The sequence below is a fragment of the Parolsenella sp. LCP21S3_E11 genome, assembly GCF_052118165.1.
GTDB lineage: Bacteria > Actinomycetota > Coriobacteriia > Coriobacteriales > Atopobiaceae > Parolsenella.
The window spans coordinates 125,138-147,028 of sequence record NZ_JBQKHS010000004.1; the positions used below are offsets into that span (position 1 = coordinate 125,138).

A 21,891-nucleotide genomic window follows, 5' to 3' on the forward strand; every position below is an offset into this window, starting at 1 on the left:
TTTCCCTCCTTACCAGTCATGGTTCGCGATGTACTCGTCGGCAGCCAGACGGAAAAACGCGGACAGGCTCAACCCGTGAGCCTTCGCAATCGCCGTCAGGCGCTCCTTATCGCTTTTCGTCATGGAGACCAACGACGTGGCACGCCCCTCTGATGCATCGGCAGTAACGCTCGCCTTGGCCTCTTTCTTATCGTGTTCCTTCGCGGCGTCTGCTTCGAACTTGTCAAGCAATGCCGCCATATCTTGCTTCTTCGCCATATCCTACCTCCTCGCATAGATACTCATTATCTAAAAAGTATCTATTTAGTATCTATCTTTTTCAACTGCTTCTTCTCGAACGGCAGGCCCGCCAGAATGCTGACCTTGCGGCACATCGTGCGGACCGCCTCGGCGGCGGCACCATGCCTGTCCACGTTCACGACGGATTTCCGCATGCCCTGCGCCTGCACGATTGCCTCGGACTGCGGAACCTTGACAACGTTTTTCGCCCATGGCTTCTTCTCAAGCCACGCCATGAACGACGCGCACATGCGAAAACGGTTCGTCCCGTTCACCACGATGACCAGTGGGGCATTCGTGTTCTTCGTCACAATAGAGACCGTCCGCGTAAACGGCTCGATGTCGTTCGGCGTCGGTCGAACGGGGATGACGATGACGTCCGCACCGGAAACGAGGTCGCTCAGATTGTCCGTCAGCACGCCCGGCGTATCGACGACAGCAACCTCGGCGTCCTCGACCTTCTTCGAAGACGACGCGTCCTTATACTGACCGTCCAGAGAATAGAGCGACGCGGGCACGCCCTGTCGCACATAGCTCTCGTAAAGCTCGTTGGCTATCACCGACTTACCGGTGCCGCCTTTCTCGCAAACGACTGCGATTGTCTTCATATCAGCACCTCCATCCTATCAGAAATATATACTCGATATCTAAATTATAGCTACTGAATAAATAAATGTCAATATGTAGTAGCTATCGGAGCACGCCCTTTTGCAGACCAGAGCAGGGGCTTTGTCCGGGCTTTTGCTGGTCTCCAAACGGGCTTCACGCCCTCGCTTCGCTCCGTCCGTTCCGCCGCGTTTTCCGAATCCGTCTCATAAATGAGCGGACGCCGAAAAACCCCGATTCCAGCCCCTTGCACGTACGCCCATCAACAGCCCTTCTGAAGGTCTCTTTGTAGCCCGCGAGCGGACTGCACCCATGCAGGACGCCTGCGGCGTCGGGTGCCAATCCGAAGAGAAAGGAGGTCCGTATATGGACAGAGACCGATTTGAATCCAACAGCCCGCAGGAGGAGGCCATGTGGAGGGCGCAGGTACTCAGGCGCACCGCCCGCATCTGCTCGGCGAAGGCCAAGGAGCTAGAGCGCATGGCGAAGGTGGACGGGAACGCCCCCATGCGCGACAGCGGCACCCTGAAGGACGTGCTCAAGCGCATCGACAACGTGATGGAGTGGCGGTTCGTGAACGCTCTGGGCGAGGTCGTCCTCGACGGGGACATCCTCGCGGAGAGCATCGACTGCGAGACCCTGCGCACCATGCGCTACTGCGTGGCGGAATGCCTCAAGCGAATCGAGGAGCGGGAAGCGGAGGAGGAGGGCGATGAGTGACTACGGCATCAAGACCTACGCCGACCTCGCCGAGACGTGTGGCGGGATGGTGCTCGCGAACGAGATTGCCAGCCGCCCGCTCGAACCCGTGAGCGGGGACTGGGCACCGTGGGACGAGATTTTCCAGTGGTACATCGTGCAGGACCCGTCGTTTATCATGGAGCACACCGACGAGCCGGTGTTCCACGACGAGGAGCTTGACCTGTACGTGTGGGGAATCACGCACTTCGGGACCAGCTGGGACTACGTGCCGGCACCTGAAATCCATTGAGAAAGGGAGCAGCCTGACGCTGCTCCCTTATCTTTTCGGCTACTCGCCGAACTGCGTGTCCTTGTCCGCCGAACTCGGCGCGCTTGGGCTGGCACTTCGCGCCCTGGCATAGCGCGCCTGCATGGTCTTGGCGTGTGCCTTGGCCTCGCGCTCGTCCTCGTTGGACAGCGCCTTCTCCGCCGCCTTGAGGCGCTTCTCGGCATCCCACATGCTCTTGCGGGACTCGTACACGCGCCTCTCCGCCTCCTCGCGCTGCCTGCGGCGCTCCTCCGCGAGCGCCTCCTGAATCATCATGCGCAGCATCATGGCGGTCATGTCGGCCATCATGCGGGACACGGGGTCCTTGGCGTCGCGCCCCGCCTTGGCGAACACGTGCATGCCGGCCAGAAGCCCCGGGCACGGGTGTTGCAGGGTGTCGCGTGCCTCCTTGGAGGCATAAAACTCGCGCCTTGCGGCGTCCACGTCCTCGCGCAGCTTCGCCAGCTGCTCGTCCGGGTGGTTGCGCGCCTCCACGAGCCTCTCGTAGCGCTCGTCCATGAAGGGCTTGCCCGCCTCGCGTGAGCGGTGGATGTGCGCCTTCTGAAGGTCGGACGCCATCTCCGACACGTACGCCCGGTCGAGGCCGTACACGTCGAGAGCGGAATCCGCAGAGGGCTGTTCTGCCGGTTCGGCCGTCTCGGGCACGTCGGGAAGGACCTCCGGTGCCGGGGCGTCCTGCTCCTGTGCCTCAAGCTCGCGCTGCTTCTGCTCGAAGTACGCCTCGATGCCCTCGCGGGTCAGGTCGCCGGCGAGATTGGAGGCACGGCGCTTGCGGGTGCGGCGCTTCGGTCCCCACTCGTCCACAGCCTTGTAGGACCATCCCGTCGTGACCTCGCCGGTCTTCCCGTCGGTCTTCGTGGTCTCCTTCAGCGTCACGCCGCTCAACTCAAGATTGTGCCTGAACTCGTCCAGCGTGCCGGAGCGGTCGCGGGCATTCGCCACCCTGTCGCCGAGACGCTGGTCGAAAGAACCGGGCTGGAACGTCTCGCGCTTCTGCTCCCAGAGGGACATCTCCTTGTCCGCCCCGAGCACCGAGAAACCATTCTCACGGCTCAGCTCATCATTGACCGCCTTCACACGCGGAGCGTAGAGGCTCGTGTCCCCCTTGTTGATGACCTGACCGGTACGGGCGTCGTGGTTCGCAATGGTCGCGTGCGCATGCACGCAGCCTCCCTCGCCGTCCACGTGCATGGTGACCCAGCACATGGAGTCGGGGGCAAGCTCGTGGCACAGCGTGTACGCGTACTCCATGCCACGCTGGATGTCGTCGGCCTTGCTTGGGTCAAGCTCGTCGGTCGCCCATGAGATGCGCAGCTCGTAGCCCTCGTTGACCGCGTTCGGGTGGCGATGCCTCTGCCCCTCGCAGTAGACAATGAAGTCCCCTCTTGAGGCGGCGTCACCCATCTGCGCGGCGATGCGGTCCGTGCCGTTTTCCAGATGAGCGCGTCTGCGCTTTCCCTCGCCGAACTCGGTGTACGACATGCGCCCGCGCACGTTCGGAAGCGACTGCACATGCGTCGTTGACATCAGACATCACCTCCCGTCTCCACGTACGCCTGCAAATCCGCACGCAGTCCATCGACTTGCGCCCGGAGCTTGTCCACCGAATCGCGGAACTCGCGGAACGCTTCCGCCTCGTCCTTCGTCCTCATTTCCTCACGCGTCGCGTCGAGCATTCCCATGCCGCTCAAGCGCCGGTTGCGCGCTCGGGCAATCTGATTCATGTTGACGCCGATGCGGTTCAGCTCGACACGGACACGGTCCAGGGCCGGGACGTCCAGAACCACCTCGCGGCTGGGCGGCGCGTACCGACTCGCGTACAGCTCACCGCGAAGAAAATTGGAACGCGAGCACGTCCCGCGCTGCTCGTCCAGCAGGGAAAGCTCCGCGTCGTTCATACGCACCTGAACCACCTTGTCACGGCGGTCTTTCACGTACTTCTGGCGCGTCGCCTTCCCGCTTCTTTTTTCATACGTTTCCGCCATGCGGAACACCTCCTTTGCTGCTATCCGAAACGCCCGCCTGCGGCGGACAATCCGAAATGCCGTTTTCGGCTAATCTCACAACGTCTCTGCGCAAAGGGGAAAAGAGCAAGCATTGACTCCGTACGTACAAATTGCGATTCTCGCAATTTGCCCTACTCCGTCAGCTTGCGAGGGGGCGGCTGCGCCGTCCCCTTCGAACCCCCGACTTTTGTCCACCGAGCCTCGCCCGTCCATGTCGGACACGGGAACGACTTCCCCTGTCCGACATGGAGCCCGAATCCCTCGGTGGAACCCGGCACGGCTACCCTCGGTAGGCCGCGCCGGAAAAGCCGCCATGCGCTTCCGACGACTCTCCAGCTTCTGCGGTCTGGGCATACGCGGAATCCGCAGCGCCAGCGGCGCGCGCAACCGGCGTTCCGTGTCCGGTGCCCGGCTTCAGTCCCTTGACGAAGTCAAGGACCTCTTCCGCCGAACCCATGTCCTTCACTTCGGGGAAAACCGCCACGAGCGCGTCGGCGTAAGCCTTCGTCCTCGCGGCCTGCGCCTCGCGGCGCAGCTTCTTCGCCTGAGCCTCTAACGCACGTGCCTTCTCGGCCACGTCATCAAACCTCTTCGTTGCCATAATCTATTCCTCCTTAATCGTCGTCTTCTGTATCCGTCGCAAGGCCAAGCTGCTCCCTCACCGCCGCGTAACCGGCACCGAGGTCTGCGGGAGTCGTGCCATGGGCGGTGCAGTAATCGAGGACGACCGTGCGGAAAATCCCGCGACGCCTGCCCAAGAAGGGGACCCATCCGCCCGCGCCGCCAAAACCAGCAGCGTGCTTGCAGTAAGCCCTCAAGCCGGGACACCACTTCTCGCAACTCGTCTTGAGGACAGACCCGCTCGCATCCTTACTCTGCGTCCATTCGCCGTCGGAGCACGCAAGCTCGACGATTCGGGCCGTGAACGCCTTGCGGCTCATCTGCATCCGCATGCCCTTGTGCTCCGCGTCCAGCCATTCGTCGTAGCGCATGGACAGGTAATCATTCGGCACGAAGTCGGCCTGAATCGAATCCTTGACGTCCTCCCAGAACTCAGCCACCGTGTCATTGCCGAGAACCCACTCGTGCTTCAACTGCGCGGCCTCCTTAGGCTCGGGCAGCTCGTAATACCGGTCCCACTTCACCAGCGCCTGATAGGCCAGGTATTCGCGGAACTCGGGGGACACGACCCACTCGGAGCGGATGGTCTTGTCGTCGGCCTTGCCGACGAACTGCCCCGCGAACGGGACGTAGATGTTGCGGTCCAGCCAAGCGTCCCCCTTGTCGCGGGTCTTCGGGATGTCGTTGGCGGCGCAGACAATCAGCGCGTGGGGCGTGTAGTCGAACATGCCCTTGTTCTTGCGCTCCACGCCTATCGCGTCATGCGAAATGATTGACTTCAGGCGCGAGTTGTCCTTCAGGTACGCACCAGAGTCGGAGTCCTCGCACGTGATGAGGGAGACCCCCACGATGTTCGACACGCCGAACCGCCCGCCATCCCCGCCGCCGGCAAGCAGCGCGAGGCTTGAGGTCATGCACCCGTCGTAGCCGACGAGCGACTTGAGGCAGTCGAGGAAGGTGCTCTTCCCGTTGTGACCCGTGGTGTTGTGGAAGGTCACCATGACGCGCCAGTTGTGGTAGCTGCGCAGGGACGCCCCCGCCACCTTGACGAGCAAATCGCGCCCGCCTTCGTAGGGGGCGTAGGAGTCCAGCAGCTGCCAGAAGTCAATCTTCGAGCCATCCGGCATCGTGTGCTCGGGGACGGGCGGCTCCTTGTCGGGGAGGCGCGTGGCGCTCTTCCTGAGAGCAACGACCCCGGGGGAAAACTCGCGCAGGACGCGCTCCTCGTAATCCCAGATTCCGTTGGCCATGAAGACCAGAGACGGGTTGTCGCACTCGCACACGCGATTCTCCCGACGCGATGCCATGTCGTGCAGCTTCTGGACGAAGTTCTTCTTCCAGTTGCCGTTCACGGCGCCCACGACCTCCTGACACCACAGGTCAATCTGCCCGTCGCCAATCTCGCGGTAAATCCCCTCGTCGGGGTCGTACATAGCGAACACGCCCTCCGAGGTCGGCTTGTCCACGGTCTCCTTGACGCAGACCATGCGGATGACCTCCCGCGCGAACACCAGCTCGGCGGCCTGCACGGGGTCGATGCTCTTGAGCCTCGGCCAGCGAAAGCCCCTGCCGTAAATCTTGCCCGCCTCCGGATTAGATGGCGGCTCGGACAGGTTGACCCACGCCACAAGGGCGTTCGTCACCTTGACCACGACGTCCGAGAGAGCGGACAGGCCATCGCCCGCGCAGTCGCGCAGCACATAGCTCACCACATCACTGAGCGCCTTGTGATAGTTCTCCCCGCCGTACAGGTAGTCAGGGTTGTACGCCTCGCCCTGATTCCCCTCGTCATACGCACGCCCCCTCTTCATCTCATCCTTTGTCTGCGGGTCAGATACTTGAAAAATGGGCGGTAATGAGCTAAAATATTTATAGTTAGACGGAGCGGTTCCCTTTGCTGTGGCGGCGGGGGAGCTGCTCTTTTCTTTATCAGCCATAAACTCACCTCCTTAATTCGTCAGCTCGACGTGCTTCACGTTCGCGTTCTTCCACGCCTCGACGTCATCAATCTTGTAGCGGACCGCGTTTCCGACCTTGTAGTAACTCGGACCCTTGCCCTGATAGCGCCAGGTGCAGAGCGTCCCCGCGCTCAAACCGAGGAACGCCGCCACCTCGCGCGTCGTCATGTAAGAGGGCTTTACCTCTTTCACCTGCTTCTTTCCTTTAGCCATAACCAGCCACCTCCATGTTCAAAGTCCTTTTCGCGAAACAAAAAAGCTCCCGTGGAAACCAAAGAAGGACAGAGGCGCAAAGCCTTGCCTATCTCGGTTTCCACGGGAGCTTCGTGTTCGTTGTTTCGCCCGTGACGCACGGCCTATTCGACCGAGCGCTCGGCTCCTATTCCCGATAGCAACCCCGCATCAAGGACGGGACGGGTGCTGAGCCATTCATCTATATGCATTTCATTGTACACCATTGAGACAATTGAAGCAATATCAATTTTCCAGTAGCCGCAGCTCAGAGCCTATTTCCGCTCATAAACGAATGGAAAGGCTCGAAAAAGCAACCCTCCGCACCGCCCGGAAAGCAACGACTGCAACAAGAGGTACACGTGAGGGCTGACCACATGTGTGACCACATCAAAATGGCATCTGGTCAGCTCTTGAAATGAAAATCCCCTCTTTTATCAAGGGATTTTTTTCGTTCTGACCACATGACCAGATGACCAGATAAAATCCGACAAACTTTATTTATTTACGCGTATTACGTAGTCCTTTTCAATTTTTAAAAATAAGTCCTAAATTATGTGGTCATCTGGTCAGGAATTGCAAAAAGCCTGATGGCGCCTAGTGATTTGGCTGACCAGATGGTGACCACATCATTTTTTCTTCTGGTCATCTGGTCAGCATGTGGTCAGGCAAAACGCTCATAAACGAGGGGACGGGTGATTCTTCTGTCCTAAGCAGGTGCGCATTTCGGACGCTTCGCGTCCTCAATGCAGGCTAGTTACGCCTCGGGCTGCGCCCTCGGCTCGCCTCATCGCATATTGGGTACGCAGAAAAGCATGGAAACCATCCAATACGGTTTCGCATACCTCATGCGTACTTCCTCGGAGGCAACGGAGGCGCGAAGCGCCGTAGTTGCCGACCAGACGGGGGTGCGCACGGACGACGGAACGCGCAAACAGGCATAACCTCCCAAGCCCATGCCGCACCCCTTCTGTACGTCCACCCGCATCCGACTGCCGCCCGCAGGGCGGCCACCCTTGCATCGAGCGGATGCGAGATGCACAAGGGCGCTCAAATACCCTCAGACCGCTTCAGAGCCGTTTTAAGGCACGAAAAAAGCCCGAGGGGTACACGAGTACCCCAACGGGCTTACAACGTTTCAGAACGCAAATTACGGCGTTTCACGTCAATGCGAACGGAAAGGGGACGCCATCAGGCGTCCCCCAACCTATACACAAGCGCAAACTCGTTCTTGTAAAAGAAGAGTTCGACGCTTCCTCTTTTGGTGGAGGCGCGGAGGATCGAACTCCGGTCCAGAACAGTCCCCTGGCAGGTGTCTCCAAGCTCAGTCACCGATTAAGTCTCAGATGCGTCACACTCCGTGACCCGCGCTCTGCATCCCAGTTGGTTCAATCTTATCGAGCGGCATACCAACGACGTCCGCACGAGCATCTCCCTAAAATGACGTCTCCGCGGGAGCAGGAGAAACCCCCACTTCGACGGCCGCTAATTAATTAAGCAGCGAGGGCGTAAGAGCCCTGGAAAGAGTTGTCGTCAATTCAATTTGACGGTACCCCTGTTTAACGTGGCGAGGAGACCACGGCTTGCTGCCCACCTCAGGACCACCCTGTCGAAACCAGTCGCCCCCACGGGTGTGGACGGGGACTCGGCGCGGGCCTTGCCCGGCCGCTGGCCACCATGCGAGTTGACAAAGAACAAGTGGCGCCGGAGCGCCGAGGCAAGCGTGCCACGAACGCAGCGCCTAAGTGCCGTACGAGGCGCACCGCCACGCGCGACCTAAGAAGTCGCGTGGAGTGATTCTACCCAGAACTAGGCGAGCGCGTCCACCATCTCGACGAGGTCGCCGAAGGTCTCAGGAATCTCCTCGCCGTCGAACTCGATGCCAAACTCGTCCTCGCAGGACATGATCGCCTCGGCAATAGCCAGGCTGTCAAGTCCAAGGTCGGCAAGCTTAGTATCGGGCGTGACCTCGACATCCTCGAGGCCGTCCTGCTCCTTAACGATCTTGACGATGCGGTCAAACGTGGACTCTTCGGCCATGGTGGCCCCCTTCTCGCCTGGGCCCGCAGGCCCCTGGTTGACGCGCCTAACTATACCCATGAGCGCCGCCCGTGCACGTGGCAATCGCCAAATGGCGGGGACGCCGGCGAGCCGCCGCGCGCGGCGACGGCCACGCCCTAGGCGCTAGCGGTTGCGCTCCTTAAGTGTGCGCGCGATCTCACGGTCGACGTCGCGCTTCGCCATGTCCGCGCGCTTGTCGTAGAGCTTCTTGCCTCGAGCGAGGCCGATCACGAGCTTAACGCGATTGTGCTCATCAAAGTACATCTCGATCGGCACGAGCGCCATGCCCTTGGTACGAAGCTTGCCGTCAAGGTAGTCAATCTGCTTGCGGTGGAGCAGGAGCTTTCGCTTGCGGTCCGAATCGACGTTGAAGATCGAACCGTGGCTGAACGGGTGTATGTGCACGCCATGCAACCAGCACTCGCCGTTGCGGATGAGGCAGAACGAGTCCGTGATCTGGCACGCGCGCTCGCGCAGGCTCCTCACCTCGGTGCCCTTGAGCACGAGACCCGCCTCGAAGGTCTCCTCGATCGCGTACTCATGACGCGCCGACTTGTTGCGAGCGATGCTCTTACGCTCGCGCTTCTTAGGCATCGGCATTGTAGTCACTCCCATAACCGGCCACGTCAGTGTCACGAATCATCTCGAGGAGCGATTTCACCGCGGGAGACCCCACAAGGTCACGCGCGCGAACGGTAAGGTTCGTCGCAAGGCTGCGATCTCGCTGCGAGGCGGCCTCCGTCGCACACGAGAGCAGGCAGACCACCACGTCGATGTTCGCACCAGTAGGCAGACCCTGCTCGGCAAGAACACCCTCGGCCTGGTCATCCGTGAGGAGATCCGGGTCAGACTGGGTGCCCTTCACACGCGAGAGAAGGCCGTCGAGCACGTCATCGCGCCAGTCGAGCCTGCGGGCGCAGCGCAGGCACGCGGCCGCGGCGGCGTCGGCACCGGTATCCTGGAAGTGACGGGCGAAGTTGCAGAAGGCACGCACAAGGTGGCGCACGTCGCTCGCACGCTCGAAGACCGAGTAGGTCAGGCCCAGGTACTCGTCAAGGTCACCATTGGTGCGATAGAGCTCGGCGAGGTCAAGGCGATAGGCGCAGTCGACGGGATTCCAGCGCACTGCCTGGCGGAGGGCCTCCGTCGCGCCGGCGTAGTCGCCCTCGCTCACAAGAACGAAGGCGAGATCGGCATAGAGCCGGTCGAACGGCTCACCCACGTCGTGCAGCTCGCGCGGATCCCCCTCGATGCGGCGATAGCAGAGGCGCTCGAACGGCGTGGGGAAGCTGAACCACTGCTCGTCCTCGTTCGCGACGCAATTGCGGTCCGCGTACTCCTCCGCATCGTCAGCAAGACGTTCTAGCAGCTCGATCGCAAGTTCGCCCTCGCCGGCCGCAATCAGGCCCTCGGCGGCCTCGAGCTCTTCCGTCAGGTTAGTGCGTTCGCTCATTTCGTTTCCTTTCGCGCCGCGCCCAAAGCCCGGCAGGGAGAGCCCGCGCCGGCGTTGCCGCCTTTCGCAAGCACAAAGTCTATCTGGCCCTTCTCGGGCGTGCACCCGGAGACCGTAACGGCGACGCGCTGGCCCAAGCGCCAACTCCTGCCAGACGCCTCTCCGGTGAGGCACATCCTACCCTCATCGTAGGCGAACCATTCCTCGCCAAGAGCGCGAACGGGCAGAAGGCCTTCCGCAAACGTCTCGTCAAGACGGACGAAGAGCCCATAGCTGGCGACGCCCGTCACGACGCCCGAGTAGCTCTCGCCCACGTGAGAGGCCATAAGCTCGGCCATCTTGACCTTCTGGCTCTCTCGCGCGGCGGCGTCCGCAACCCTCTCGCGGTCAGAACAAGTGCGGCAGAGCTGGGGCATGAGGGTAGCGGCGGACTTGCGTGCACGCTTATCGAGGCCCGCGTCTCCACCGTGCCCCATAAGCGCCTTAAGCGCGCGATGCACCGTCACGTCAGGATAGCGCCTAATAGGAGAGGTGAAGTGGCAGTACGCCTTAGCCCCCAGCGCGTAGTGGCCATCATTTCTAGGAAGGTAGATGGCACGCTTCTGCGCGCGCAGGAGGAGCGCGTTCGCAGGCGCCTCGGCCGGCGTTCCCTCCGCTCGGTCAATCAGCGCCTGAATGACGAACGGGTCTCCCGAGACAAGCTTCTCGGCTTCGCCCGCGCGAAGCAACTCGAGCTCACGCAAGACGGGCACCGTCGCCATGAGCGGGTCCTGGGACGGCTGCTCATGCACGCGGAAGGCGCAAGGCAGCTCTTCCTCGCGACCCGCCAACATACCGGCCACGACCTCGTTGGCCACGAGCATGGCCTCCTCGACAAGCGAGGTGGCGCGCGTCCGCGCGCGCACGGAGACTCCCGTCGGGCGACCTTCGTCGTCGAGCTCCACCTTCGCCTCGACGCTATCGAAGTCGATCGAGCCACGCTTGCGGCGAACTTCGCGACGCTTCGCCGCGACCTCGTCAAGAGCGCGGAGCACCTCTGCCGCGGCATTCGCCGGGACGCCCTCCTCGCACGCGAGGGCACTCGCATCCGCGTGCCCCTCGAGCACGTCATCGACCTCGCCGTAGCTAAGGCGCGCCTTCGAGTGAATCGCCGAGCAACACGCGCGGGACGCACGGATCCTGCCCACGGCGTCAAGGTCGGCAAAGACGCTCATAGCAAGGCGGTCTCGGCCAGGCATGAGCGAGCAAACGTCGTCGCAGAGGCGCTCGGGGAGCATGGGAAGCACGCGATCAACGAGATAGGTCGAGCAGGTACGGGCGCGAGCCTCCAGGTCGATGGAATCGCCCCAACGCACGTAGTGCGAGACGTCGGCGATGTGGACGCCCAGACGGTAGCCGCCGCCGGCAAGCCTCTCGCAAGAAACGGCGTCATCGAAGTCGCGTGCCGTAGCCGGGTCAATCGTGACGCAAAGCAAGTCACGCAAGTCCTCGCGCCAAGGCTGTGCGGCGAGCACCTCGGCCGCGTCCTCATGAATCCCCTCTGCCTGCTTCAACGCGGATTCGCCAAAGTGCACCGCGAGGCCGTTGCTCGCGATGATACGTTCGATGGGAAGGTCAAGGCCGTCAGGCCTACCAATACGGCGCTCGAGCGTAACCACGCCAGCCTCATAACGAGCGGGATACGTGAGGATGCGCGCCTCGACCACATCGCCCTCGGCAACGCCCAGGGCCTCGGCGCTCTTATCGTCTGGCAAAACGAAGAAGTCGCGACGAATACGCTCGTCGAGCGGCACCACGGCACCCAGCGGACCCGCGACCTCGAAGGTTCCCACGAAGCGCTCGCAAGCGCGGCGGAGCACCCCCTGGACCACGGCCTGAGGGTCACCCGGGCCGCGATGCACGAGCACGACGGTAGCCTCATCGCCGTCCATTCCTTCGCGAAGGCCGCCGCGAGCCACGAGGAAGGTGCCCTCGGCAGTCTCGACCGTGGCTGATCCGGGACGCGCGACGTGGAGCGTTCCCGCTAACGCCGCATGCCGGCCCCGCGTGGGACCGGCATGCTTCGTAAACGACTTTTTATGACGCTTGTGGGCCATCTAACTCCCTAGACCTTGAGGTAACGCCTCATGGCGATCATCGAGCCAAAGAGACCGATTATGAGGCCCATAGCGACGAGCAGGCCATACGTGGAGAGCGTCGCGTGAGTCGACACCGTGAAGCTGAGGAACGAGATGCGCTCGGCAAGCATCGGCAGGCCGAAGCGGCGGATGACCTCGAGCGCAGCGATGGAGAGCACGGAGCCGAAAATGGCCTGGAGCACGCCCTCCATGAGGAACGGCCCGCGGATGAAGCCGTTCGACGCTCCCACGAGACGCTGGATTGCGATCTCGCGGCGGCGCGCGGAGATGGAGAGGCGAATCGTGTTGTTGATGAACACGAAGGCCACGAAGGTGAGCAGCACGACGAGCACGAGCGTGATGATGCGAATCCAGTTCGTGACGGTAAAGAGGCGCTCGACGGTGCCCTGGCCGTACTGGACTTGGTCAGCGGGATCAGAGGTGGTGCCGTCGTCAGACTTGGTGACGTCTGCGACCTTGGCGAAGTCGCTATCGGAGCCAAGGCGCTTTGCCACGCCCTCGACGTCCTGCGGGTCCTTGAGCTTGATGACGAGCGAAGCCGGAATGGGATTGCGGTCATCGAGCGCGGCCACGGCATCGGCGGCGTTACGCTTCGTCATGGTCTCACGATACTCGGCGAGGGCGTCGTCCTTGCTCTTATAGGTAACGGAGTCGACCTCATCCCAGCCCTCGATCTTGGTCTGGAGGGTGTCGACATCAGCGTCGGCCGCATCGTCAGAAAGGAAGGCCTGGATGGTGACCTGGTCCTCGACGGTGCCAACCATGCCATCGAGCAACACGGAGCCCATCGCGAACAGGCCGATGATGAACAGCGACAGGAAGATCGTCACGACGGCGCCAAAGGTGGTGGAGCCGTTGCGCACGAAGTGATGCCCCGCCTCGCGGAGCGAATAACCAAAGTTAGACGGCGCCATAGTAGCCGTAGCCTCCCCTCTCCTGGTCACGAACGACGTGGCCGGCCTCAAGCGCGATGACGCGCTTGCGCATGGTGTCAACCATCTGGCGGTCATGCGTCGCCATCAGGATCGTGGTGCCCGTGCGGTTGATTCGCTCGAGCAGCTTCATGATGCCCAGCGAGATCGCCGGGTCGAGGTTGCCCGTGGGCTCGTCGCAGACGAGCAGCGGCGGGCGGTTGACCATCGCGCGGGCGACGGAGACGCGCTGCTGCTCGCCGCCGGAGAGCTGGTCGGGGTAGACATCTATCTTCTCGCCCAGGCCGACGAGGCGAAGTACCTCGGGAACCTGCGCCTTGATGACGGAGCGAGGCTTGCCGATGCACTCGAGGGCGAAGGCGACGTTGTCAAAGATCGTCTTGTCAGGCAGGAGCTTGAAGTCCTGGAAGACGCAGCCGATCTGGCGGCGGAGGTACGGAACCTTCCAGTTACGCATGGAGGTGAGGTCCTGGCCGGCGACCATAACACGGCCGTGGGTGGGCTTGAGCTCGCGAGTGATGAGCTTGAGCAGCGTCGACTTACCGGAGCCGGAGTGGCCCACGAGGAAGACAAACTCGCCCGCATAGACGTCGATGTCGACATTCTCGAGCGCGGGCTTGTTGGGCTGTGCCGGATAGACCATGGAAACGCCCTGGAACGAGATGACCGGAACGCCTCCGGCATTCACCTGCGAGGTGTCCTCCTCCTTGGTGATGGGGGCGAAGGTCGTGGTGAAACCGGCCTCTGAGCTCGGGTCAAACGAGGTGCCAGCATCGGAATCGAACGAGGCGCCAGCGGTGAAGTCAGCACTGGGCATAACGTCGAGACCGTCAGCGCTAGCAAACGGGTCCGCGATCTGAGAGGCGATGGAACTCATCTTCTGGGGCGCCGGCATAACCGGCGGCTGATAGGCGGTTCCCTGGGTGGCAGGCTCGGCGGGAGCCTGATAGGCAGGCTCAACAGGGGCCTGCGGAGGGGTGGCCTGCGTCACATCAGATGCGACGTCGGGCTGCGAAACGTACGGCGTGGCGACGTCAGGCTGCTGACCGTCCATGCCGTCCTGTCCCTCGCTGCTGCGGAAGTGGTTGGCCACTTATTGCTCCTTTTTTCGCGCGATAGGAAGGCAGATACGCGCTCCATAATAGCAAAGCCGAGGTTCGCCCCACAGAGGCCACACACGATGTTTCCCCTCGGCACACGCTTTATGCAGCTTAAAGGCCCCGTCGCTCGAACTAAAGGACCCATCACTCGAACGCGCGGCACAAAAAAGCGCCCCCGAGTCACACTCGGGGGCGCAGGCAAATCGCTTTGGCCCGCCTTTAGGCGTTCTTGACCTTCTCCCAGTCAGCGTTGAAGGACGCGAGGCCCTTGTCGGTGAGCGGGTGGTGCACGCACTTCTTGAGCGCGGCGAAGGGCACGGTGGCGATGTCAGCGCCGATGAGGGCGGCTTGGGTCACGTGGTTGGGGGTACGGACGGAGGCGGTGATGATCTCCGGGCCGTCCTCCTGCTCCCAGTAGCCGTAGTCGTAGTTCTTGACGCAGGTAACGACGGTGTCGAGCTGCTCGATGCCGTCATCTCCGATGTCATCGAAGCGGCCGACGAACGGCGAGATGTAGCGAGCGCCGGCGCTGGCAGCGAGCAGGGCCTGCGGGGCGGAGAAGATCAGCGTCATGTTGACGCGGATGCCCTCGGTGGCAAGCACGTGGGTCGCAGGCAGGGACGCCTCGCAGATCGGGAGCTTGACGACGATGTTCGGGGCGATGGCGGCGAGGCGACGGCCCTCGGCGATCATCTCCTCGGTGGTCTCGGCCGTGGACTCGGCAGAGACGGGGATGTCCTTGCAAATCTCGCAGATCTTGGCCATGTGATTCTCGAAGTCCGCGAGCTTGCCGCCCGTCTTGGCGTAGAGAGTCGGGTTGGTGGTGACACCGGCAAGGATGCCCCAGCTCTCAGCCTCGCGAATCTCGTCGAGGTCGGCGGTATCGATGAAGAACTTCATGCGGATCCTCCCAATTCATCTCGCTGTTACGTCTCTTTGGTGATAGTGGGACCTGGGTCCGTCGCATCGCGAGCAGACCAGCTTGGCTCCGCCCTCCCCCTTGGCGAGCGAAACCAGCCCTCGATTCTATAGCCCCAGGGCTCCTAACCACATGTTAAATGTATGCGTATTGGGAGTCATTTGCTAGAGCGCATCGGCAAACGGCCAGGTAGAACGCTAATTATCTATTTTCGTTACGCGATTAACCAAACGCGTATACTCTTGATTTGTTCAGCGCAATGATTGTCAAGAAGTATTTGACGTTTTCCGCCAGCGTAGGCGAAGACTTCTTGACCGTTACGGAGGAGGCAGACATGGCCGCAGGAAGGGTCACGATCGTCGACGTTGCGAAACTCGCGGGAACTTCGACGGCGTCAGTCTCCTATTACCTCAACGGCAAGCTCGAGAAGCTTGGTGCCCCCACCCAGCAACGCATCGCGGCGGCAATCCGCGAAACGGGTTACGTGCCCAACGCTCAGGCCCAGGCACTCTCTGGCAAGCCAACCCACGTTATTGGCCTCGTGCTGCTCGATAACACGAACCTGTGGGCCGGCCAGATCCAGAGCGGGGTCGAGAGCGTCGCACGTGATGTGGGCTTCCAGACCGTCGTCTGCGGCACCAACTTCAGTCGCAAGAACGAGCAGTCATGCGTCGAGAAGCTGCTCTCGCTCGGCGTTGACGGCTTCATCATTCAGCCCACGTCGAACTTCAAGGCCATCCACGACCGCGTCCGCAGGGCGGGACGGCCCGTGGTCTTCTTCGACTGCGATACGTTTGACCTCTCCACCAGCTGGGTTAAGGCAAATCTTTACGATGGCGTCTACACTGCGATCCAGACCTGCATCGAGTCGGGCTACGACCGCTTTGTGAGCGTCGCCGCGCCCTCTACGCAGATGTCGCTCCGCACGCGCATAGAGCGTTCGAGCGCATTCTCAGACATCCTTTCCGCGCACAACATCGACTACACCGAGATACCCATCGACCATGACGGACCCTCGGTAACGGAGCTTTGCGAGAAGTTCAAGTACACGCTCTCCCCCGCGCATCGCACGCTCGTCTTCGTCCAGAACCAGTGGGCCCTCTCCCGCGTTTTCCAAGCCCTCGAGAACAGCCGCAACCTCATGCCAGACAGGATTGGTCTTCTGGGTCTCAACTGCACGGAGTGGACCGCCCTCACGACGCCCACGATCTCGACGATCATCGAGCCGGTGCGCCAGGAAGGCCGCCTCGCCTGCCAAATGCTGCTAGAACTCCTGGACAACGAGGACGCACGCCCCAGGCAGGAGATCCTCTCCTGCCGCACGAGGTGGATGGCCTCCACGCTCTAGCTTCACCGCGAGGATTGCCGCCGCGCGACCAGCAGCGACCGCACGTATCGCCACCGCGCGACCCGCCTCCGACTGCGAGGATTGCCACCGCGCGACCCGCCTCCGACTGCGAGGATTGCCATCGCGTGGCCCACCCCCCGACCGCAGGGGTTGCTGCCGCGCGGCCCTCCTCCGACATCGCCCGCAACAGAAAAGGGGCGCCAGGCATATGCCCGGCGCCCCTCGGCTTACCTAGTGGCTTTCGTCAGAGACTAGAGAAGGCTCTTGACGGTGGCCTCGAGATCAGCGGCGGTGAGCTTGAACTCCTTCTGGAGCCAATCAGCGGTGCCCACCTGGCCGAACTGCTCGACGATGCCGTGGCGCTTGAAGGGCACGGCAACGGCGTTCTCGGCGAGGACGGACGCGACGGCGTCGCCCAGGCCACCGATGACACCGTGGTTCTCGAAGGTCACGATGGCCTTCTTGCCCTTGGCCTCGGAGAGGATGAGCTCCTCATCGAGCGGCTTGATGCAGAACATGTCGATGACCTCGGTGGAGATGCCCTGCTTCTCGAGCTCCTCGGCGGCGTCGAGGGCGTCGGAGACGAGGCGGCCGGCGGAGATGATCAGCACGTCGGAGCCCTCGCAAAGGACGTTGCCCTTGCCAACCTCGAACGTGGAGCCCTCGGCGTAGACGTTGCGGATGGCCTTGCGGTCGCCGCGGAAGTAGTTGATGCCAGGCATGCCGGCGCAGGCCTCGACGACCCAAGCCATCTGCACGGCGTCAGCGACGTCGAAGACGCGAGCGCCTGGAATGGTGCGCATGATGGCGACATCCTCGAAGGAGGTGTGGGTGCCACCGTTGGCCGCGACGGAGAAGCCGGGGTCAGAGCCGTACATGTTAATGGTGTTGTGCGCGTAGGCGCCAGAGAGGAAGACCTGGTCGAACGCACGACGCGCGATGAACGGCGCGAAGGTGTGGACGAACGGGATGTAGCCCTCGGAAGACATGCCGGCGGCAACGCCCATCATGTTGGCCTCGGAGATGCCGCACTCGATGAAGTTGTCCGGGTTGGACTCCTTGATCTTGAGGGAGTTGCTGGCGCCGCCAAGGTCGGCCTCGAGCATCATGATCTTGTCGTTCTCAGCAATGAGCTTCTGGAGGGTGCCCATAACCACATTGCGAAGGTCAGCGCCGGTGGCGCTGCGGTCCTCAGCGAGCTTGAACATTAGGCGATCTCCTCCTCAAGCTTCTCAACCTGGGCGTTCAGGGCATCAACGGCATCCTGGGCGGTCTTCTTGAGCTCAGGCGTGTTGAACTTGGGAGCGTGGTTGCTCTCCATCTCCTCGAAGGCCTTGACGCCAGCGCCCTTGACGGTGTCGAGGACGATGCAGAGGGCCTCGCCCTTGTGCTGCTTGGCCTCGGTGATGGCGGCGTCGACGGCCACGACGTCCTGGCCGTTGACCTTCTGGGTGTAGAAGCCGAAGGACTGCATCTTGGCGACGTAGTCGAACGGGTTCATGATGTCCTTGGTCCAACCATCAAGCTGACGCTTGTTGTCGTCGATGAAGACGATGAGGTTGTCCATCTTGTAGTTGGCGATGTACTGGAAGGCCTCCCAGCACTGACCCTCGTTGAGCTCGCCGTCGCCCACGATGAGGTAGGTGTAGGAGTCAGAGCCCTTCTTGGCGAGAGCGGTGGCGATACCGGCGGCGGTGGAGCAGCCCTGGCCGAGGGAGCCCGTGGTCATGTCGACGCCCGGGGTCTTGGTGCGGTCGGGGTGGCTCGGCAGGTTGGTGCCGCCATCGTTAAGGGTGAACAGCATGTCGCGGTCGAAGAAGCCGCGCTCGGCGAGAACCGAGTACCAGGCCGGGCCGGCGTGGCCCTTGGACAGCACGAGGCGATCGCGGTCCTCCCACTTGGGGTTCTTGGGATCGTGCTTGAGCTGCTTGCCGTAGAGAACGGCCATGACCTCGACGATGGAGAGCGAGCCGCCCAGGTGGCCGTAGCCACGGTGCAGCAGCATCTCGACGACGTCGCGGCGAACCTTAGCCGCCAGCAGTTCGAGCTCCTTCTGCTCCTTCTCTTCCATGAGACTCCTTTGGTCTAATGGTTACCGACAGAATTAAACGTTGCTTTTCCAGAGGAACGTCGTGCTCAGTGTATCCCATGCGGCACCCCTCGCCATCGCTCTTTTGGAAGAAATTTCGATAAAGCTGCAGGTGAAAGGCTTAACAAAGCCATCAATTACATAGAATTGCCGCGAAAACGACGAGGGGCGCGGCCGCATGTGCAGGCCGTGCCCCTCGATGTCTCGCCATCTCGCCCGGCGGCCCCTGTCCGAGGCGCCGTCGCCATGTCGACGAAGGCCTGCCTTACCGCCACAGGCCTTCGCCAATCACGCTCGCAAGCTGCCCGGCGTCCGCAGCGGCGTCAAGAAGCTCGCGAATGCGCTCGTCCATGATCATGGCAACGGTGCGCGAGAGGAGGTCGAGGTGGGTCTCCCCCACCTCGTCCTCGGGAATCAGCAGCGCGATGACCGTGCCTGCGTCGGAATGGTCGTACGAGGGCCATGACAACGGCTCGGCAAGCGTCACGACAATGACTCCCGGGCGCTTCACGACGGAAGACTTGACGTGCGGAATCGCGAACCCGCTCACGAAGCCCGTTGCGCCCAGAGCCTCGCGCTCGAGAAAGGCCTCATACACGGCGCGGGCGTCATCGGCAAACCCGAGCTCGACCGCCTTCTCGCTCAGTCGTGCTAGAAGCTCCTCCCTTGAAGCGGCCTTTGCCCCATACAGAACCTGCGACGCGTCCATGCCAACCGTCATCTAACCATCCATCCCAGCGTTCGCCCGCCAAATACCCGAGATTCAGGCTACTCGGCGGCAGCGCGCGTCTCATCAATGATCTTGCGGACGGCAGCGGCGTTAGCGGCGATCTCCTCCTCGGAACCCTTGGTAAGCAGGCCACCCATGCCGGCGCAATCAATGCCCTTCTCGATCCACTCGTGGAGGTTATCGAGGTTAATTCCACCAGAGGCCATGAGCGGCATCCAGGGCGTCGGGGTCTTGAACAGGCCGACGAGACTCGGACCATAGACGTTGGAGATCGGGAAGCACTTGACGAAGGCGGCGCCGGTGGCCAGCGCGTGGTTGGCCTCGGTCATCGTGGTGCAGCCGGGCGCGTAGGGGATCTGATAGAGGTTGCAGATCTCGGAAACACCCTCGGAGTAGCAGTTCGCGACGATGAACTGGGCGCCGGCCATGATGGCCATGCGAGCCGTCGCGGGATCCATGACGGTGCCCGCACCGACGATCATCTCGCCGCCGAACTCCTCCTTGATGGCAGCGATGACCTCGCCGGCATTCGGCAGCGTGTAGCTGACCTCCATGGCCTTGACACCACCAGCGAGCAGACCGCGGGCGATCTCAAGGCCGCGCTCGATGGTGGGAACGCGCACGACGGCAAACGCGCACGTGTCGTAAAGGGCCTGAGTAATGGCTGCCTTCTGCATCTTCATGATTGACTCCCCTATCCTTGCCCGCGCGCCTCCCCTTCGATGACGCACGGATGACTGATGCTGTCGCGCGGTGCCTGCCCATGGATGGGCCGCGGCGCGTGGGACGGATGCGCCTGCCAGCGGGCCAGGCGCGCCCGGGACCCTACTCGTGGCTGATGCCGTAGTGATCGAGCATCGCGACGATCTTCTCGTCGACGCCGTCAGCAACCTCGTTTACCGGGAAGCGGGCAGGGCCGACGGGATAGCCGGCGAGCTCGAGCGAACGCTTGAGCGTCTGAGGCGTGGAACCGAGGTGCAGAATGTCACGAATCGGCTCGACCTCAGCCTGGAGGCGCTGGGCCTCGGCGTCGTCGCCAGCCTCGAGGGCCTTCCACAAGTTGACGACGACCTCGGTGATGAGGTTACCGGTGCCAGCAATCGCGCCCGTGGCGCCGAGAGCATGGGCGGCGGAGATCTTGCCGTCAGATCCCACAATCACGTCGACGTCGTGGCTGGAGGAAGCCTCGATGTAGCTCTTGAGGTTCTCCATGTCGCCAGAGCTGTCCTTCACACCACGGACGTTATCGATCTGAGCGACCTCGGCAACGACGGAGGCGGGGATGTTCTTGCCCGTGGACTTCGGGATGTTGTAGAGCATCACGGGAATGGAGACGCTCGCGGCGACCGTCTCGAAGTAGCCCTTGAGCTGGTCGTCGCTGATGCCCATGAAGTACGGGTTGATGACGGAGAGAGCGTCGGCGCCGATGGCCTCGGCGCGCTTGGACATCTCGACGGCATCGTGCGTGGAGCAGGCGCCAGTGCCCACGTAGACGGGAACGCGGCCAGCAACCTTCTCGATAACAAACTTGGAGAACTCAATGCGCTCGTCCGGAGTGCAGACGTGGAACTCACCATTGGAGCCAAAGGTGAAGATGCCGCTCGCGCCACCGGCGATGAGCTTCTCGACGAGCTGCTCGCCCGCCTCGTAGTTGATCGACTGATTCTCGTCACGGTTGAACGGGGTGACCATCGGCACGATGACGCCGCTAAACGTTGCCATGCTTTCTCCTTCTCACTTGGCCTGGCGCTCGCGAGAGCACTTTGCCAACTGGCCTGCGCTTGGTCTGGCATCCGGCAGAGACCGACCATGCGAATTAACTACTACTTGTGCTTCTTTACGTGATGGCGAGCCATGCACTCCTCGATTTGGCCCTCCAGGTCATCGAGCGTGTCCTTCATGAAGGGCCTCGTGATGCCCACGTACTCGTATCCCGCAGGATGGGTGACCCATTCGCCCCACAGGAGCAGCCTGAGCGAGGAACCCTGACGCACGATCGAATAACCCTTGATCTGCTTGTAGGGAACGACAACGGCCTTCGTTACGTCGGCCTTCTCGTAGATCGTGAGCTCGCTCGCGCCGAAATCGCAGACGCCGATGTGCGCGGCGTACTTGCCAAGCAAACGGCCCATGCGCTTCGAGATGAACCAAACGGCGGTGATGGCGACAACCACAACCAGCAACAGCGCGATGTTTCCCGTGACGTCTGCGAGCGCGTAGGCGCAGACCGCCGCGAACAGGGTGGCGAAGACGAGAGCAAGCAGGCCCAGCCCACACACGAGCAGGCGGGTGCGGTCTTCCTCGATTCTCAGCTCAACGTCATGTTCCTGCTGATTGTCTTTGTCGGCCATGAGATAGCTCCTAGGTCAAAGGGTGCGGCCCCGGGAGAG

At 62.1% G+C, this 21,891-nt stretch carries 23 protein-coding genes and 1 other RNA gene; 3 read left to right on the plus strand and 21 right to left on the minus strand.

The features are described 5' to 3' along the window. Positions 1–9: 9 nt before the first annotated feature. Both ACTQ1Z_RS05530 and ACTQ1Z_RS05535 read right to left on the minus strand, forming a co-directional pair. On the minus strand, positions 10–258 hold the full coding sequence (locus tag ACTQ1Z_RS05530) for a ribbon-helix-helix protein, CopG family (protein WP_441859439.1): 249 nt from the start codon (positions 256–258) through the stop codon (positions 10–12). 41 nt (positions 259–299) lie between these two features. Continuing rightward, positions 300–887, minus strand: a complete 588-nt coding sequence (locus tag ACTQ1Z_RS05535; protein ID WP_441859441.1) for a ParA family protein — start codon at positions 885–887, stop codon at positions 300–302. 364 nt (positions 888–1,251) lie between these two features. Between ACTQ1Z_RS05535 and ACTQ1Z_RS05540 the strand changes: the two genes are divergently transcribed. Together ACTQ1Z_RS05540 and ACTQ1Z_RS05545 are read left to right on the plus strand one after the other, a co-directional pair. Beyond that, positions 1,252–1,605, plus strand: a complete 354-nt coding sequence (locus ACTQ1Z_RS05540; protein ID WP_441859443.1) for a hypothetical protein — start codon at positions 1,252–1,254, stop codon at positions 1,603–1,605. Further along, the gene (locus tag ACTQ1Z_RS05545; protein WP_441859445.1) at positions 1,598–1,876 is read left to right on the plus strand and encodes a hypothetical protein; all 279 of its coding nucleotides are present in this window, start codon (positions 1,598–1,600) and stop codon (positions 1,874–1,876) included. Before ACTQ1Z_RS05540 ends, ACTQ1Z_RS05545 begins: the two co-directional genes overlap by 8 nt. 39 nt (positions 1,877–1,915) lie before the next feature. Here ACTQ1Z_RS05545 and ACTQ1Z_RS05550 read toward each other — a convergent pair whose 3' ends face one another. From ACTQ1Z_RS05550 to ACTQ1Z_RS05610, 13 genes are all read right to left on the minus strand, one after another. Further along, positions 1,916–3,442 (minus strand): hypothetical protein, encoded by a 1,527-nt coding sequence (locus tag ACTQ1Z_RS05550; RefSeq protein ID WP_441859447.1) that lies wholly within the window; start codon positions 3,440–3,442, stop codon positions 1,916–1,918. After that, on the minus strand, positions 3,442–3,900 hold the full coding sequence (mobC, locus tag ACTQ1Z_RS05555; RefSeq protein WP_271761324.1) for a plasmid mobilization relaxosome protein MobC: 459 nt from the start codon (positions 3,898–3,900) through the stop codon (positions 3,442–3,444). The genes ACTQ1Z_RS05550 and mobC overlap by 1 nt, the downstream gene beginning before the upstream one ends. A gap of 301 nt (positions 3,901–4,201) precedes the next feature. Beyond that, positions 4,202–4,522: a hypothetical protein gene (locus ACTQ1Z_RS05560; protein ID WP_441033574.1), complete on the minus strand. Its 321-nt coding sequence runs from the start codon at positions 4,520–4,522 to the stop codon at positions 4,202–4,204. A gap of 13 nt (positions 4,523–4,535) precedes the next feature. After that, a complete protein-coding gene (locus tag ACTQ1Z_RS05565; protein WP_441859450.1) occupies positions 4,536–6,353 on the minus strand; it encodes a phage/plasmid primase, P4 family in 1,818 nt (605 codons plus the stop codon). Between the two features lie 138 nt (positions 6,354–6,491). Continuing rightward, positions 6,492–6,713 (minus strand): helix-turn-helix transcriptional regulator, encoded by a 222-nt coding sequence (locus tag ACTQ1Z_RS05570; protein WP_039689461.1) that lies wholly within the window; start codon positions 6,711–6,713, stop codon positions 6,492–6,494. Positions 6,714–7,993: 1,280 nt separating this feature from the next. After that, positions 7,994–8,358: a transfer-messenger RNA gene (gene ssrA, locus ACTQ1Z_RS05575) on the minus strand. A gap of 182 nt (positions 8,359–8,540) precedes the next feature. Further along, positions 8,541–8,771: an acyl carrier protein gene (locus ACTQ1Z_RS05580; RefSeq protein ID WP_320679929.1), complete on the minus strand. Its 231-nt coding sequence runs from the start codon at positions 8,769–8,771 to the stop codon at positions 8,541–8,543. Positions 8,772–8,915: 144 nt separating this feature from the next. Further along, positions 8,916–9,386 (minus strand): SsrA-binding protein SmpB, encoded by a 471-nt coding sequence (gene smpB / locus ACTQ1Z_RS05585; RefSeq protein WP_320679956.1) that lies wholly within the window; start codon positions 9,384–9,386, stop codon positions 8,916–8,918. Then, positions 9,379–10,245, minus strand: coding sequence for a tetratricopeptide repeat protein (locus ACTQ1Z_RS05590; RefSeq protein ID WP_441859453.1), 867 nt, complete (start codon positions 10,243–10,245; stop codon positions 9,379–9,381). Before ACTQ1Z_RS05590 ends, smpB begins: the two co-directional genes overlap by 8 nt. Continuing rightward, the gene (locus ACTQ1Z_RS05595; protein WP_441859455.1) at positions 10,242–12,341 is read right to left on the minus strand and encodes a ribonuclease R family protein; all 2,100 of its coding nucleotides are present in this window, start codon (positions 12,339–12,341) and stop codon (positions 10,242–10,244) included. The genes ACTQ1Z_RS05590 and ACTQ1Z_RS05595 overlap by 4 nt, the downstream gene beginning before the upstream one ends. Before the next feature lie 8 nt (positions 12,342–12,349). Further along, a complete protein-coding gene (gene ftsX / locus ACTQ1Z_RS05600; RefSeq protein WP_320679932.1) occupies positions 12,350–13,297 on the minus strand; it encodes a permease-like cell division protein FtsX in 948 nt (315 codons plus the stop codon). Continuing rightward, on the minus strand, positions 13,284–14,408 hold the full coding sequence (gene ftsE, locus ACTQ1Z_RS05605) for a cell division ATP-binding protein FtsE (protein WP_320679933.1): 1,125 nt from the start codon (positions 14,406–14,408) through the stop codon (positions 13,284–13,286). The genes ftsX and ftsE overlap by 14 nt, the downstream gene beginning before the upstream one ends. A gap of 226 nt (positions 14,409–14,634) precedes the next feature. Beyond that, a complete protein-coding gene (locus tag ACTQ1Z_RS05610; protein ID WP_293836865.1) occupies positions 14,635–15,315 on the minus strand; it encodes a transaldolase family protein in 681 nt (226 codons plus the stop codon). A gap of 353 nt (positions 15,316–15,668) precedes the next feature. Here ACTQ1Z_RS05610 and ACTQ1Z_RS05615 point away from each other — a divergent pair, with 353 nt between their 5' ends. Then, a complete protein-coding gene (locus tag ACTQ1Z_RS05615) occupies positions 15,669–16,682 on the plus strand; it encodes a LacI family DNA-binding transcriptional regulator (protein WP_441859458.1) in 1,014 nt (337 codons plus the stop codon). A gap of 251 nt (positions 16,683–16,933) precedes the next feature. Here ACTQ1Z_RS05615 and ACTQ1Z_RS05620 read toward each other — a convergent pair whose 3' ends face one another. The 6 genes from ACTQ1Z_RS05620 to ACTQ1Z_RS05645 all read right to left on the minus strand — a co-directional run bounded on the left by ACTQ1Z_RS05620 (position 16,934) and on the right by ACTQ1Z_RS05645 (position 21,852). Further along, a complete protein-coding gene (locus tag ACTQ1Z_RS05620) occupies positions 16,934–17,890 on the minus strand; it encodes a transketolase family protein (RefSeq protein WP_320679935.1) in 957 nt (318 codons plus the stop codon). After that, positions 17,890–18,753 carry a transketolase gene (locus ACTQ1Z_RS05625; protein WP_320679936.1) on the minus strand — a complete coding sequence of 288 codons (864 nt, stop codon included), beginning with the start codon at positions 18,751–18,753 and terminating at the stop codon, positions 17,890–17,892. The genes ACTQ1Z_RS05620 and ACTQ1Z_RS05625 overlap by 1 nt, the downstream gene beginning before the upstream one ends. Before the next feature lie 283 nt (positions 18,754–19,036). Further along, entirely contained in the window at positions 19,037–19,492 is a 456-nt protein-coding gene (locus tag ACTQ1Z_RS05630) for a PTS sugar transporter subunit IIA (protein WP_320679937.1), read from the minus strand. 47 nt (positions 19,493–19,539) lie between these two features. Next, a complete protein-coding gene (locus tag ACTQ1Z_RS05635; protein WP_293815325.1) occupies positions 19,540–20,184 on the minus strand; it encodes a ketohydroxyglutarate aldolase in 645 nt (214 codons plus the stop codon). Between the two features lie 142 nt (positions 20,185–20,326). Then, a complete protein-coding gene (locus ACTQ1Z_RS05640; RefSeq protein WP_441859461.1) occupies positions 20,327–21,223 on the minus strand; it encodes a dihydrodipicolinate synthase family protein in 897 nt (298 codons plus the stop codon). A 101-nt stretch (positions 21,224–21,324) separates the two neighbouring features. Continuing rightward, positions 21,325–21,852, minus strand: a complete 528-nt coding sequence (locus ACTQ1Z_RS05645; RefSeq protein WP_441859463.1) for a hypothetical protein — start codon at positions 21,850–21,852, stop codon at positions 21,325–21,327. Between the last annotated feature and the right edge of the window lie 39 nt (positions 21,853–21,891).

What these genes read in the sequence shown, in the direction of transcription:
- ACTQ1Z_RS05530 (WP_441859439.1), bottom strand. Translation starts at nt 258, where the DNA reads ATGGCGAAGAAGCAAGATATGGCGGCATTGCTTGACAAGTTCGAAGCA.
- ACTQ1Z_RS05535 (WP_441859441.1), bottom strand. Translation starts at nt 887, where the DNA reads ATGAAGACAATCGCAGTCGTTTGCGAGAAAGGCGGCACCGGTAAGTCG.
- ACTQ1Z_RS05540 (WP_441859443.1), top strand. Translation starts at nt 1,252, where the DNA reads ATGGACAGAGACCGATTTGAATCCAACAGCCCGCAGGAGGAGGCCATG.
- ACTQ1Z_RS05545 (WP_441859445.1), top strand. Translation starts at nt 1,598, where the DNA reads ATGAGTGACTACGGCATCAAGACCTACGCCGACCTCGCCGAGACGTGT.
- ACTQ1Z_RS05550 (WP_441859447.1), bottom strand. Translation starts at nt 3,442, where the DNA reads ATGTCAACGACGCATGTGCAGTCGCTTCCGAACGTGCGCGGGCGCATG.
- mobC (WP_271761324.1), bottom strand. Translation starts at nt 3,900, where the DNA reads ATGGCGGAAACGTATGAAAAAAGAAGCGGGAAGGCGACGCGCCAGAAG.
- ACTQ1Z_RS05560 (WP_441033574.1), bottom strand. Translation starts at nt 4,522, where the DNA reads ATGGCAACGAAGAGGTTTGATGACGTGGCCGAGAAGGCACGTGCGTTA.
- ACTQ1Z_RS05565 (WP_441859450.1), bottom strand. Translation starts at nt 6,353, where the DNA reads ATGAAGAGGGGGCGTGCGTATGACGAGGGGAATCAGGGCGAGGCGTAC.
- ACTQ1Z_RS05570 (WP_039689461.1), bottom strand. Translation starts at nt 6,713, where the DNA reads ATGGCTAAAGGAAAGAAGCAGGTGAAAGAGGTAAAGCCCTCTTACATG.
- ACTQ1Z_RS05580 (WP_320679929.1), bottom strand. Translation starts at nt 8,771, where the DNA reads ATGGCCGAAGAGTCCACGTTTGACCGCATCGTCAAGATCGTTAAGGAG.
- smpB (WP_320679956.1), bottom strand. Translation starts at nt 9,386, where the DNA reads ATGCCTAAGAAGCGCGAGCGTAAGAGCATCGCTCGCAACAAGTCGGCG.
- ACTQ1Z_RS05590 (WP_441859453.1), bottom strand. Translation starts at nt 10,245, where the DNA reads ATGAGCGAACGCACTAACCTGACGGAAGAGCTCGAGGCCGCCGAGGGC.
- ACTQ1Z_RS05595 (WP_441859455.1), bottom strand. Translation starts at nt 12,341, where the DNA reads ATGGCCCACAAGCGTCATAAAAAGTCGTTTACGAAGCATGCCGGTCCC.
- ftsX (WP_320679932.1), bottom strand. Translation starts at nt 13,297, where the DNA reads ATGGCGCCGTCTAACTTTGGTTATTCGCTCCGCGAGGCGGGGCATCAC.
- ACTQ1Z_RS05610 (WP_293836865.1), bottom strand. Translation starts at nt 15,315, where the DNA reads ATGAAGTTCTTCATCGATACCGCCGACCTCGACGAGATTCGCGAGGCT.
- ACTQ1Z_RS05615 (WP_441859458.1), top strand. Translation starts at nt 15,669, where the DNA reads ATGGCCGCAGGAAGGGTCACGATCGTCGACGTTGCGAAACTCGCGGGA.
- ACTQ1Z_RS05620 (WP_320679935.1), bottom strand. Translation starts at nt 17,890, where the DNA reads ATGTTCAAGCTCGCTGAGGACCGCAGCGCCACCGGCGCTGACCTTCGC.
- ACTQ1Z_RS05625 (WP_320679936.1), bottom strand. Translation starts at nt 18,753, where the DNA reads ATGGAAGAGAAGGAGCAGAAGGAGCTCGAACTGCTGGCGGCTAAGGTT.
- ACTQ1Z_RS05630 (WP_320679937.1), bottom strand. Translation starts at nt 19,492, where the DNA reads ATGACGGTTGGCATGGACGCGTCGCAGGTTCTGTATGGGGCAAAGGCC.
- ACTQ1Z_RS05635 (WP_293815325.1), bottom strand. Translation starts at nt 20,184, where the DNA reads ATGAAGATGCAGAAGGCAGCCATTACTCAGGCCCTTTACGACACGTGC.
- ACTQ1Z_RS05640 (WP_441859461.1), bottom strand. Translation starts at nt 21,223, where the DNA reads ATGGCAACGTTTAGCGGCGTCATCGTGCCGATGGTCACCCCGTTCAAC.
- ACTQ1Z_RS05645 (WP_441859463.1), bottom strand. Translation starts at nt 21,852, where the DNA reads ATGGCCGACAAAGACAATCAGCAGGAACATGACGTTGAGCTGAGAATC.